Here is a 12142-nt window from a genome sequence, read left to right on the forward strand (position 1 = left end):
CGTTCCGCCTTTCGTCCGATCACCCTGGTTAGGTTCTGTAACCATTTCACTATATTCTTAACTGCGAACACTGATCGCAATTAACTGGAATTGAGGAGTGGCATGCGAGTACTCATGGTTACACCAGGCACGCGCGGTGATGTCGCGCCGATGGCCGGACTCGGCAGCAAACTTCAAGCCTTGGGTTTTGACGTCTCGATTGCGGCGAATGCGGCCTATGAGTTGCTGGTCGCCACGGCCGGGTGTGAGTATCGGGAGCTGCCCGGGGATATGAGCCATCTGGTCAGCCCCGCCGCGCCCGGGAAGAAGGCTACGGGTGCGGATCTGCGCCGGTACATGAACGAGCTCGGTGACTACATGGAGCTGGCCGCCACGGGCACGCTGGCTGCAGCTGAGACTGGTGCCGACGTGATCCTAGCCAATGCGGTCGCCCCCTACGCGTACGACGTGGCCGAGGCCCTCGGCATCTCCGTCATCGGTGCGCACTTGCAGCCGACCGAACCCAGTCACGCATACCCGCCCGTGGTCCTGGGATCTGCCCGAAGCCTAGGTCCGGTCGGTAACAAGCTACTCGGGTCTCTAATTTCCGCTGGGAAAGCACCCTACGACGCTCCGAGCGCCCGCATTCGCCAAGTGCTCGGCCTATCCAAAAAGAGCCGGGCTGCCTCCGACCGGGCCCGCAGGAAAGCCAACAGCCTTGTTCTCCACGGCATCAGCCCCACAGTATTTCCGCGCCCGACGGATTGGCGATCAGGACTTACGATGGCAGGTTACTGGTGGTCGGACACTGCGCCGAGTTGGCAGCCACCTGCGGAACTGGTGGAATTTCTCGCCGACGGACCACCTCCGGTCTTCATCGGCTTCGGTAGCAGTGCAGCCCTGGACGCTGATTTCATGCTCGACGTCGCGCACCGTGCGGGGGTGCGTGCGGTGCTGCAGGGTGTTCAGGGTGTCTCTGGGTCGAATGCTCTTAGTATCGGAGACGTACCGCACGAATGGTTGTTCCCGCAAATGGCTGCGGTGGTCCACCATGCTGGAGCCGGGACCACCGCGGCAGGGCTGCGCGCCGGAGTTCCCACGGTGAGCGTACCGATATACACAGACCAACCGTTCTGGGCCGCACGGATCACGTCCCTCGGCGCCGGCCCACAACCCGTTCCCTATAAGAAACTCACCGCTGAGCGGCTGGCGGCGGCAATCACAGGGGCCATCACGACGCCGACATACTCTGCACGCGCAAGCCAACTCGCGGCAACTTTGGCAACCGAGGACGGCACCGCGCCCGTGGAAGCGGCTTTGCGGACCGCCGGCCGGCAGAAAGTGTGACTGCTGCCTTTTGGTTTACGGCTACATCGCCGCTTCGATTGACAGTAGTCGCAGCACGTTAGCCGAACCACCAGCGGGCACGAGCTTTCTGCTTTGCTCACGATGCTGGTGGCTTGAGCTGCTGGGCGAACATCAGAAGGATTCCGCTGGGACCGCGCAGGTATGTGAGCTTGTAGATATCCTCGTAGGTGGCCACGCCGCGAAGCGGGTAACAGCCGTGTTTTGCTGCAATCGCCAAAGCATCGTCGATGTCGTCGACGGAGAAGGCGACGCGGTGCATGCCGATCTCATTCGGGCGGGTGGGTTCGGTCTCGATCGCGTCCGGGTGCATGTACTCGAAGAACTCGAGGCGCCCGTGACCGTCCGGGGTCTGCAGCACCGCAATCTTGGCGTGATTTCCGTCGAGGCCGACGGCGGTGTCGGCCCACTCGCCGCTGACGGTGTCGCGGCCGAGGACGGTGAGGCCCAGGTCGGTGAAGAAGGAGATTGTAGCTTCGATGTCGCGAACGGCTATTCCGACGTTATCGAGTTTGATGGCCATGCGTTGAAAGCTACCAAGGCGGACCGACTAACTCCAGTTGCTTCGCGCACCAACTACCCGTAAGCGTGCCAGCGCTGCTGCGCGCCGTGGTGGTCGAAAGTTGTTGCCGGGTCGCCTGTGCTCCGGTCTTCACGTCGTGACCCGTCAACGGCGCCTCGTCTCACAGGGGAACCTCCTGCGGGACAGGATCATGCCGGTTCTTGTTGAAACAGTGCCGGGTACTCGAAGTTAGCCAGGTCCAGGGATATTGCCTCGTTCAAGTTGAACCAGCCGATGTCGTCGTGTTCATCCGGTGCCGCGTTAGCGACTTCCCCAGCCCAGTCGTCGACTCGCCACACATCAAGGACGAGGTAGGAGTTGCGTCGCGTATGAATGGCGCTGCCGGCTGGCGGGGTGACCGACACGTTTAGCTCTTCCTGAAGCTCTCGTACGAGTGCTTGGCGGCTGTCCTCGCCCGGTTCGAGGTGGCCGCTTGGAAGGTCCCAGACGTTGGGATTCGACGTTTTCGCCGATGACCGGTGTACGAGGAGAACAGGCCCATTGCGTACCAGCAACCCACATGCAACCTGATGCTTCAAGGGATTCTCCATGGGGTTGTTAGAGCGTACTAGCAGGTACGCCGACTTGTTGACTCACCCATGGTCCCGGCAGAGAACGTTCATTGGAAATCTGCATTCTCCCGATTTCGTTTTCAGAATTTCCAGACCTGACGGCGCCAAGTATTGATCCGCTGAGGATCGCAGTTATCTCCTTGCACCTGACCAAGTTGGGGCAGCTCGAGACCGGCGAACCGACAGGGTGCTTCGATGCAGGCCCAGCAGCCTCGGCTCCTCGATGGCACTGGCAACATCGCTGGGTTGCCGGTTGCTAGCATTAGGCCATGCGGACTGCTACAGCTATAGCCATCCTTGCTCTAGCAAGCTTGCTTCTGTGCTCGTGTTCGCCAGGCGGGGTGAGCATACCGCTGGGTTATGAACACCTTCCGCAATGTCCGCGAGAATTGTTTCAAGCGGAAGGTCTGCGCGATCTCGGAGAGCCCGGCTGCAATCTGCAAGGGTCATCTCTCGTTCTTCCAGATGGAACAACGTTAGGAATTGGCGAAGTAGGAGCAACCCAAAGCCAACAGTTCTTTTCCAGCGACGGGTCTCCAGGTCCTGAGTATCTGGTGGTGAATTGGGGCATTCCAGGCGTCGGAGTGAGCAAAATATCGGCCGAGGGAACCGTGACTTGGGCAACTAGCGATGCTGCACGAGACCTTCAAGAGCAACTGCGTCGACTCTAGTCCTTCACCCGTCCCAGACTGGGCAAGCGCCCGTTTACCAACCGGTTGTGGGACAGTCATTGACAGGGACCGTCAGCTGCAGGTTTTGTCCCCGAAGGAAATGATGGATCGCCTGGTAGTGGCCTCTCCTTGAACTTGCACGTTGAGTGGCATGCATCCAGAAGTCTGGTTCCTGAGGGCGAATCCGCCGACCCACCAGGAGCCCGCTGCATGATGGGAGGCGGGACAGCTCGTATATGTCACGGCCAAGTAGCCGGCTGGTGGTCCGGATTCCGTGACGATGCTAGCCCAGCTTCTTGCTTCCGGGGCTATGGATACCGTGACCGTGGCGTCCGGTGCGAGGTGGGTCCCGATCTTGGCAAAAATAATTCCGTCCACCGGGGCCGTTAGTGCTTGAGGATACCCATCGCGCAATCCTGGATACACCAGTGGCCCAAGGGCCAGGTCATCTGCTTGGACGGGGAGGGATTTTTCAATTGGACGTGACAACTTGCAGCCAACGGTTGTGTTCTCTCCTGGGAGGGCAGCAACTGTGACGGCCGAAGATGAGGGCTGGCTGGTCGATGGGGGCGTGGTCGGGGTCGATTGCGGGATGGTGCAGCCTGCCAGTGCGATCAGCAGGCCTGTCAGCGCCAGTACTCTGGAGCGTGACAGGGCCGTCTTCATGGCTCGAACTTTCAGGTCGGTGCCCGCGTAGGCCGGGTACAAGGTCGATGGGCGCATGATAGTCACCGTAGCCGAAGCAGTCATTCGTCACCAGAACGAGTGACTGCAAGCTTGCGGGAGCAATGAACCCAACACCATGATCTCGAACTGGACCAGGTGCAAATACCTCCCGAAAGGGTTGTCCCGTATAGACATTGGCAAAGTGTCCCGTAGGCCGGTCCCTCACCGGACAATACACCCGCTGACCTGCGCCTCGTTTGTGACTTTCGGCGGTAAATGGCGGGGTTTTTACAGCGGTATCTGTCGCATAGTTGCTGCCGGGAAGGAGTGGGCCACTGTGCGCCTATAGTCGCAGGGTAGGGCAGGTCCGGAGGTTATGCCGAGGGTGGGCTGAATGGTGCTTGTACAGCCGGGTTCTTGTTACTGGTGCTCCAGCTGGCGAGGAAGGCGAGTTGTTCCTGGGCGTGGCTGCCTGGTTCGGCGGTGTAGGCGATCAGGGTCAGTCCTTCGCCGGGCAGTTCGAGTGCGTCGCCGGTGAGTTCGATCTCGCCGACGAGGGGGTTGCGCATGGTTTTGCGGGCTGACCGGTGGAAGCGGACGTTGTGGCGGGCCCATCGGGTGGAGAAGTCGGTGCTGCCAGCAGCTAGGTCACCAATGAGGTTGTTCAGTGCACGGTCGCGCGGGTTACTGCCGGATTCGGTGCGCATTGCTGCCGCGAAGTCGTCGGCGAGGGTGTCCCAATCAACGAAGAATTCCTTGGAGCGCGGGTCCAGGAACATGAACCGGGCAAGGTTCATCGGAAGGGTCTCCGGGCTGAGGATGCCGGTGTAGAGGGCGAAGCACAGGTCGTTGGCGGCGACTATGTTCGTGCGGGCGTTCCGGACGTAGGCCGGTGTCCCGGTCATTCCGGCCAGGACTCTTTCGATGCTGGGGCGCACCTCCGCACGTGGCCGTCGGCCTCCGGACGCCGGGGAGGGTGTGGCGGCTTTTGCCAGGTCAAACAGGTGGGCGCGTTCTGCCTCATCGAGCTGCAGTGCACGGGCGAGGGAGTCGAGAACGGAGTCGGACACTCCCCGCAGGTTTCCGCGTTCGAGCCGGGCGTAGTACTCGGTACTGACACCGGTGAGCATGGCTACTTCCTCGCGCTTTAGTCCGGTAACGCGTCGTGTTCCGCCGTAGGCCATCAGCCCGGCCTGGGCCGGGGTGATGCGCGACCGTCGGCTCATGAGGAACTCGCGGACGTCGTTGGTGTTGTCCATGGCCTTTACGCTACCGCGGCCGTGCCTGGACTAACAGGAACTGCCAGTACACCGCACAACAGGCACTCCCACGCGTGTAACGGGACTGGTTGTCTTGAATGAGACCGCTTCCTCGCTTTGAAAGGACACCATGTCCGTCTCCACCGCCGGCCGCACTGCGGTTGCGGCCCGGCCCAGGGCGTCTTTGGCCGTTGCCATGCTCGGGTTCTTCGTCGTTGCCCTGGATGCCCAGATCGTCAACGTGGCCTTGCCTGGGATCCGCAGCGACCTCGGTGGTGGCTTGTCCGGGCTGCAGTGGGTCGTGACCGGTTACACGCTGATGTTTTCGGCCCTCCAGCTGTTCGCCGGGACCTTCTCCGACAGGGTTGGAGCGCGACGGGCCTATGGGCTGGGGATGATCGTCTTCGTTATCGCGTCCGCTGCCTGCGCGTTGAGTCCTGTCCTGCCAGCACTGATTGGCGCGCGCATTTTGCAGGGCATCGGAGCGGCGATGATCACCCCCGCGTCCCTGGCCCTGATCCGGGAGGCCTACCATGACGCCGCGGCCCGCGGCCGGGCGATTGTGTACTGGGGGCTGGGTGGTTCGGTCGCCGCCGCCGCAGGGCCGGTCCTGGGCGGGTTCCTGACCCAGATCGACTGGCGGCTGATCTTCTTCGTCAACTTGCCCGTGGGAGCCGCCGCGCTTTCGATCCTTTCCCGCGTTGCCCCCTCACCTCGCCGCCGGGCATCGTTTGACTGGGCCGGGCAGATCAGCGCCGTCCTCGGGTTGGCGGCCCTGACCTACGGCATCATCGAGGGCGCCGACGTCGGTTACAGCAACCCGGCCATCTTGCTCATGTTCGCCCTCGGCGTCGTGTCCGTTGCCGCCTTCATCATGACCCAAGCCAAGGGGCGTGATCCGATGATTCCGTTGGACTTGTTCCGGTCCCGTGCCGTATCTACTGCCTTGGTCATTGCTGTGGTCACGATGGGCGCGTTTTACGGCATCGTGTTCGTGCAAAGCCTGTACTTCCAGCAGGAACGGGGTGCTTCTGCTCTGGAAACCGGGCTGTTGTTCCTGCCGATGACTGCCCTGGTCGCCCTCCTGAACCCCTTGGTGGCCTGGCTCATGGCCAGGTACGGGCATGTGGCCATGATCGCGGGGGGCCAGCTGATCATGGTCATCGGGCTAGCCGGTCTCTGCATACTGCCGGCAGATGCGCCGGTCCTGCTCGTTGCAGCACTTATGGTGCCTGTCGGTGTGGGCGGCTCCTTCACGGTCCCGTCCATTGTTGCCCAGGTCATGGACAACGTCCCCACGGAACGGGCAGGCTCTGCGAGCGGGGTGGTCAACACCGCCCGCCAGGTCGGCGGGTCTCTGGGCGTGGCCATCTTCGGTGCCGTGCTCGCCAGCGGCGAGTTCATCACCGGGCTGCGTGCAAGCCTTGGCGCCACCGCAGCGGTGCTCATCTTCCTGGTTGTCGCATCCCTGGCGTTACAGCGCCGGCGGCACGCAACCTCCTAACCAAATCCGTCCACTTTAAAAACGACTATGAAAGGAGCCGGCATGCACCTGGCAGTTCCAGGCCCTACCTCCAAGGGTCCAACCGAAAAATTCACCGGCGACGTGTACTTGAACGCACTGCACCCGGGGGAGAGTCCCTCACGGTTGGTCGCCGCGATGATCCGATTCGCTCCCGCCGCCCGCACCCACTGGCACTCCCACCCCCTGGGCCAGACCCTGCACTGTACCGACGGCAAGGGACTGGTCGCCACCAGGGACGGGAAGGTCATCATCATGCGAGCCGGAGATACCGTGCACACCCCGCCCGGGGAGGACCACTGGCACGGCGCGACCCAAAACACCCTGATGTGCCACCTTGCCCTGGTCGAACACGACGACGGGCACACCGCGACCTGGTTTGAACCCGTCAGCGACCACGATTACCAGGTCGCCCACGCATCCACCATCCCCACGAACGAACAACGCTAAGGACAACCCATGAAGAACGTCACGCTCAACAACGGCATCGAAATGCCCATCCTCGGCTTCGGTGTCTTCCAGATCCCCGACGACGAAACCCAGGGCGCTGTCGAAGCAGCCCTCGCCGCCGGATACCGGCACCTGGACACCGCCGCGTCCTACGGCAACGAAGAAGCCGTCGGCGCCGCCATCAAAGCCAGCGGCATCAACCGCGAGGAACTTTTCATCACCACCAAACTCTGGATCCAGCACGCCCCCACCGGCAGCGTCTACGACGACACCAAACGCTCCTTCCAGAGCTCGCTGAACCGGTTGGGACTGGACTACCTGGACCTTTACCTGATCCACCAGCCGCTCGGGGACTACTACAGCGAATGGCGCGCCATGCAGGACCTGAACAAGGAAGGGGTGGCCCGGGCCATCGGTGTCTCCAACTTCCACCCGGACCGGCTCGTGGACCTGATCGACCATAACGAGATCGTCCCGGCTGTGAATCAGATCGAAACCCACGCGTTCCACCAGCGCTCCGCCGACCAGGAACTGATGCGTGAACGCGGCGTCCAGATCGAGTCCTGGGGACCGTTCGCCGAAGGCAAGAACAACCTCTTCACCGATCCCGTTCTCAGCTCCATCGCCGACGCCCACGGCAAGTCCGTGGCGCAGGTAGTACTGCGCTGGCTCATTCAGCGCGACGTCGTCGTCATCCCCAAGTCAGTCCGGCCCGAGCGGATGGCCCAGAACCTGGACGTCTTCGGCTTCACCCTCACCGATGAACAAATGACCAAGATCGCGGGCCTGGACACCGGTGCGAGCCTCTTCTTCGACCACCGCGACCCCGCCATGGTCAGCTGGCTCGGAAACCGCCGGTACAACTAACAGCCAGGCAAAAGCCGTTGGCCACCGACCCGTTGAGCGTCAGTCGGCGGTCCGCCCTTCGCGGGGCGGCCGCCGGCCTGACCGGCGCACTCCTGACCGCCGCGATAGCGGCCTGCACACCCCAAGGACAAGACACAATGCCCGCACCAGACACCACCCCCAGCCGCCGCACGCCGGCGCCAGGCGACGGCCACAGTGTCTTGCTCGCGTACTTCTCCAGGGCAGGTGAGAACTACTACTACGGCGCCCGCACTAACCTGGAGGTCGGCAACACCGAGGTCCTCGCTGGCATGATCAGCGCACTAATCCGCTGCGATATGCATCGTATAGAGGCGGCAGACCCATACCCGGACAGCTATGACGCCGCCGTCGCCCGGAACGTCCGCGAACAGAACCAGGACGCCCGTCCTCGGATCAGCAACCCCTTACCCGCCATTGGCCAGTACGACACCGTGATCCTGGCCAGCGGTATCTGGAACGTGAGGGCACCGATGATTATGGCCACCTTCACCGACAGCTACGACTTCGCCGGCAAAACCATCTACCCAGTCACCACCCATGCCATGAGCGGGTTGGGTAACACCGTCGGCGACTACAGCCGGTCCTGCCAGGGGGCAAGGATGGGGGAAGGCCTCGCGGTCAAAGGCGAAGAAGTCCGTGAGGCAGGATCGGACATCACGTCCTGGCTCCAGCGCACGGGACTGAGCCAGGCTCAATAATCACGCATCGGTGTTACGCCGGTGACCACAGGATCTTCAACCCCAACTTTTCCGATAGGACCGATCATGAGCGATTCACACCAGACCAGGGCCCAGCAACTTATCGGCGATTTCGCCCCGAAACTCGTCGAACTCACAGACGACGTCCTCTTCGGCGACGTCTGGGAACGGAAGGAACTCTCCCCGAGGGACCGCAGCCTCGTCACTGTCGCCAGCCTGGTCACCAGTGGCAGCACCGACCAGCTCCGCGGACACCTCGCCAGGGCACGGGCCAATGGACTGACAGAGACCGAACTCAAAGAAGCCATCATCCACCTGGCCTTCTACGCCGGATGGCCCAAAGCCATCTCTGCCATCACCCTAGCCAAAGCCGTCTTCGCCGAGGCCTAACAGCCACCGATAGACCGGCGTCCTTCAAATCCCTGTGTCCCGTTAAACAAAAGCTTTCCAAGACACCCGGACGTCGCGAAAACGGCCGAACAAAAGTGGCGACTTTCCGACACTCACTTTGTCTCGTAAACATGTCTTGCCAAAATTCGTCTCTCTTAGGTCTCTTCTAGCGGTTTGTGAGGCAGAATAGGTCTGTGAGACATCTCGGGTACACACGGGTCAGCACCAAGAGCCAAGACGCGCAGCTTCAGGTCGATGCGCTCGTCAAAGCGGGCGTCCAAGAGCGCGATATTTTCGCCGACGTCACTTCTGGCAGCCGGACCGCGATTTCGCGCCCGGGGATGAAGAAGCTCCTCGAGTACGCCAAGCCCGGGGATACCGTCGTCGTGTGGAGGGTCGATCGGCTCGGGCGGTCCCTTATCGACGTGTTGAACACGGTGAAGCTGCTGCGGGAGCGGGACGTACAGGTGAAGAGCATCTCGGACGGCATCGACCCATCGACGACGTCGGGCCGTCTGATGCTGAACATGCTCGCCACGCTTGCCGAATACGAACGCGAGTTGATCACCGAAAGAGTGAACGCTGGAATTACAGCCGCCCGAAAAGGCGGCACCCGGTTCGGCCGTCCCTTGTCAGATCCCGTCGTCGTCGCCGACAAGCTCAAGCTTGTCTCCGAAGCCAGGGCCAAGGGTCGGACCGCGGCGGATGCGGCGAAGCTCGTCGGGTGGAGCCGTGCCACGTTGTATCGCCACCAGCAGGCCCTCGCGGCGCGCGAGAGCACGACAGTGTAGGTGGGGTGTGGACGCGCTCGAGCGATGGCGTGTTCTTCGGCTGCATGTCGAAGACCAGATCCCGATCGCTGTCCTGGCGAGGGAGACCGGTATTTCGGCCCGAACGTTGCACCGGTGGCACCAGCTCTACCGGAATGGCGGCGACGCCGCCCTTGATCCTCGTCCCCGCGCCGACAAAGGTGTCCGGCGAACAGCCCCCGAGACGGTGGCGTTCATCGAGCGGTTGGCACTGACCCGTCCGCGCCCTGCCCTTGCGACGTTGCACCGCCTCGCCGTCGCCGACGCGCTGCAACGCGACCTCCCGACGCCAAGCTACGCGGTCATTCGGCAGATCGTTCGCGCCCTCGATCCGGCCCTGGTCACTCTCGCCCTCGAAGGTCCGGTGTCGTATCGGGACAAACACGAGCTTGTGTTCCGTCGCCGCGCCGAACGACCCAACCAGACGTGGCAGTCCGACCACACCGAACTCGACATCCTCATCGTCGGTGCCAATGGGAAACCTGACCGGCCCTGGCTGACCACCGTCATGGACGACTACTCCCGCTCCATTTGCGGGTACATGGTCTTCACCGGCGCCCCGTCAGCCTTGAACACGGCCCTCGCGTTGCGGCAGGCGATCTGGCGAAAGACCGACCCCGCCTGGGCGATGTGCGGGATCCCCGACATTCTTCACGTGGACCATGGCTCCGACTTCATCAGCCACCACCTCGAGCGCACCGCAATTGCTCTGCACATCAGGATCATCCATTCCACCGTCGGCCGGCCCCAGGGTCGCGGGAAGGTCGAGCGGTTCTTCGGCACAGTAAACACCGAACTCCTCAGCATCCTCCCCGGGCACCTCGGACCCGGTGCGCGCTCACCCGCCCCTGTGCTTGATCTGCCAGGTCTTGATCGTGCGGTCCGCGACTTTATCGCCACCTACAACGACCGGCCCCACAGCGAGTTAGGGATGTCGCCGCGGGACGCGTGGGTCGCTGATGGTTGGCTGCCCCGGATGCCGGAGAGTCTTGAGGAACTCGACGGGCTGCTCCTGACTGTTCCGAAGAACCGGGTCGTGCAACGCGACGGCATCCACTTCCAAGGCCAGCGCTACCTCTCTCCAACTCTCGCTTCGTTCGTCGGGCACACCATCACAATCCGGTATGACCCTCGCGATATCTCCGAGATCCGCGTCTACGACCGGGATGCCTTTGTCTGCACCGCTATCGACGAGGCCCACCCGAACCTTCGCCTCAGTCTCCGGGACATCGAAACGGCACGCCGTGCCCGACGCAAGCAACTGCGCCGAGTCATCAACGATCGGATTCCGACAGTCGTCACCCGCGATGAAGCTCGCACCCCGGAACCGACGAAGCGGCGGCCAAAGCTTCGCACCTACGAAGAGGACGAGTGATGAATCAAGCATTCATCGTCACCAAGGAACACCGACGCTTCACCGAGTTCGCGAATGCCGTCCGGAAGGAAAAGACCATCGGGATCTGCCACGGCGCGGCTGGCGTTGGGAAAACGAACTCCGCCCGCCGCTACGCCAACTGGGATGCCCTTGAGCCCTACATCAACGAGTGGGGGCCGAGGGGGATCACGATGCGAAGCACTACGCCCTCGCGAACCGATCCCGCACCGTCTTCTACACACCCGAAGTCCTCTGCCGACCCAAAGAACTCATGCACGACATCGAGCATTGGCAGTACAAAGTCGGGATCTGCGCCGACGAACACCTTAGCTCCCTCATGCCCGAGGCGAAGACGGTCAGGCGCAAGGACGTCACCCGGCTCGTTGAGCTCCTCATCGTCGACGAAGCCGAACGTCTCACTCCCACCGCCCTCGAACTCCTCCGAGACCGGCACGACCGCACTCATCTGGCAATGATCCTTATCGGCATGCCCGGCATAGACGAACGATTCCGCCACTACCCACAGCTCTACAGCCGACTAGGGTTCTCACACCGTTACCGCGCCCTCGGGAGAGAAGAGATCCTGTTCGTCCTAGACCGCCACTGGAAACGCCTTGGTAAAACCCTCGACCCAGAGGACTTCACCGACGCCCAAGCCATCGCCGCCATCGAGAGAATCACGCGCGGCAACTTCCGACTCCTCGAACGGCTCTTCCCCCAGATCAACCGGGTACTGAAGATCAACCAGCTCGACACCATCACCGACGACGTCGTTGAAGCTGCAGCAAGCATCCTCGTCATCGGCAATTAGCGACACCGAGCGATCACAGAACAACGCCACGGAGCGGTCAAATCCACACGCCTCGTTTTCGCCAGTCAATGAATGTCCCGTAAGACCCGCCCGCGATTAAGCCCGGTGATGGGAGGGTATACGGG

Annotated in this window: 11 protein-coding genes and 1 pseudogene; 9 read left to right on the forward strand and 3 right to left on the reverse strand. The window is 62.2% G+C overall.

Translation table 11 applies throughout. From position 1 onward, the window contains the following. The first annotated feature begins 102 nt into the window (after positions 1 to 102). A complete protein-coding gene (locus LPN03_RS09655; RefSeq protein WP_262454088.1) occupies positions 103 to 1326 on the forward strand; it encodes a glycosyltransferase in 1224 nt (407 codons plus the stop codon). Positions 1327 to 1423: 97 nt separating this feature from the next. Here LPN03_RS09655 and LPN03_RS09660 read toward each other — a convergent pair whose 3' ends face one another. The 3 genes from LPN03_RS09660 to LPN03_RS09670 all read right to left on the reverse strand — a co-directional run bounded on the left by LPN03_RS09660 (position 1424) and on the right by LPN03_RS09670 (position 5074). Then, positions 1424 to 1867, reverse strand: a complete 444-nt coding sequence (locus LPN03_RS09660; RefSeq protein ID WP_262454089.1) for a VOC family protein — start codon at positions 1865 to 1867, stop codon at positions 1424 to 1426. Positions 1868 to 2055: 188 nt separating this feature from the next. After that, entirely contained in the window at positions 2056 to 2445 is a 390-nt protein-coding gene (locus tag LPN03_RS09665; protein WP_262454090.1) for an NUDIX domain-containing protein, read from the reverse strand. A gap of 1744 nt (positions 2446 to 4189) precedes the next feature. Continuing rightward, positions 4190 to 5074, reverse strand: a complete 885-nt coding sequence (locus LPN03_RS09670) for a helix-turn-helix transcriptional regulator (RefSeq protein ID WP_262454091.1) — start codon at positions 5072 to 5074, stop codon at positions 4190 to 4192. Positions 5075 to 5204: 130 nt separating this feature from the next. On the opposite strand from LPN03_RS09670, the gene LPN03_RS09675 reads away from it, so the two are divergent. From LPN03_RS09675 to LPN03_RS09710, 8 genes and pseudogenes are all read left to right on the forward strand, one after another. Next, the gene (locus LPN03_RS09675) at positions 5205 to 6578 is read left to right on the forward strand and encodes an MFS transporter (RefSeq protein ID WP_262454092.1); all 1374 of its coding nucleotides are present in this window, start codon (positions 5205 to 5207) and stop codon (positions 6576 to 6578) included. 42 nt (positions 6579 to 6620) lie between these two features. Beyond that, entirely contained in the window at positions 6621 to 7046 is a 426-nt protein-coding gene (locus LPN03_RS09680) for a cupin domain-containing protein (RefSeq protein WP_262454093.1), read from the forward strand. 9 nt (positions 7047 to 7055) lie between these two features. Next, the gene (locus LPN03_RS09685; RefSeq protein WP_262454094.1) at positions 7056 to 7913 is read left to right on the forward strand and encodes an aldo/keto reductase; all 858 of its coding nucleotides are present in this window, start codon (positions 7056 to 7058) and stop codon (positions 7911 to 7913) included. 137 nt (positions 7914 to 8050) lie between these two features. After that, complete coding sequence (locus tag LPN03_RS09690) at positions 8051 to 8632, forward strand: flavodoxin (protein ID WP_262454095.1); 582 nt, start codon at positions 8051 to 8053, stop codon at positions 8630 to 8632. Between the two features lie 66 nt (positions 8633 to 8698). Beyond that, the gene (locus LPN03_RS09695) at positions 8699 to 9022 is read left to right on the forward strand and encodes a carboxymuconolactone decarboxylase family protein (protein WP_262454096.1); all 324 of its coding nucleotides are present in this window, start codon (positions 8699 to 8701) and stop codon (positions 9020 to 9022) included. A gap of 194 nt (positions 9023 to 9216) precedes the next feature. Beyond that, the gene (locus LPN03_RS09700) at positions 9217 to 9813 is read left to right on the forward strand and encodes a recombinase family protein (protein ID WP_262454097.1); all 597 of its coding nucleotides are present in this window, start codon (positions 9217 to 9219) and stop codon (positions 9811 to 9813) included. Positions 9814 to 9820: 7 nt separating this feature from the next. Next, positions 9821 to 11206 carry a Mu transposase C-terminal domain-containing protein gene (locus tag LPN03_RS09705; RefSeq protein WP_262454098.1) on the forward strand — a complete coding sequence of 462 codons (1386 nt, stop codon included), beginning with the start codon at positions 9821 to 9823 and terminating at the stop codon, positions 11204 to 11206. After that, positions 11206 to 12017, forward strand: a pseudogene (locus LPN03_RS09710) (AAA family ATPase). Before LPN03_RS09705 ends, LPN03_RS09710 begins: the two are co-directional and overlap by 1 nt. Positions 12018 to 12142 lie beyond the last annotated feature (125 nt).

This window comes from Arthrobacter sp. A2-55 (assembly GCF_025548615.1).
GTDB classification, from domain to species: Bacteria; Actinomycetota; Actinomycetes; order Actinomycetales; family Micrococcaceae; genus Specibacter; species Specibacter silviterrae.

What these genes read in the sequence shown, in the direction of transcription:
- LPN03_RS09655 (WP_262454088.1), top strand. Translation starts at nt 103, where the DNA reads ATGCGAGTACTCATGGTTACACCAGGCACGCGCGGTGATGTCGCGCCG.
- LPN03_RS09660 (WP_262454089.1), bottom strand. Translation starts at nt 1,867, where the DNA reads ATGGCCATCAAACTCGATAACGTCGGAATAGCCGTTCGCGACATCGAA.
- LPN03_RS09670 (WP_262454091.1), bottom strand. Translation starts at nt 5,074, where the DNA reads ATGGACAACACCAACGACGTCCGCGAGTTCCTCATGAGCCGACGGTCG.
- LPN03_RS09675 (WP_262454092.1), top strand. Translation starts at nt 5,205, where the DNA reads ATGTCCGTCTCCACCGCCGGCCGCACTGCGGTTGCGGCCCGGCCCAGG.
- LPN03_RS09680 (WP_262454093.1), top strand. Translation starts at nt 6,621, where the DNA reads ATGCACCTGGCAGTTCCAGGCCCTACCTCCAAGGGTCCAACCGAAAAA.
- LPN03_RS09685 (WP_262454094.1), top strand. Translation starts at nt 7,056, where the DNA reads ATGAAGAACGTCACGCTCAACAACGGCATCGAAATGCCCATCCTCGGC.
- LPN03_RS09690 (WP_262454095.1), top strand. Translation starts at nt 8,051, where the DNA reads ATGCCCGCACCAGACACCACCCCCAGCCGCCGCACGCCGGCGCCAGGC.
- LPN03_RS09695 (WP_262454096.1), top strand. Translation starts at nt 8,699, where the DNA reads ATGAGCGATTCACACCAGACCAGGGCCCAGCAACTTATCGGCGATTTC.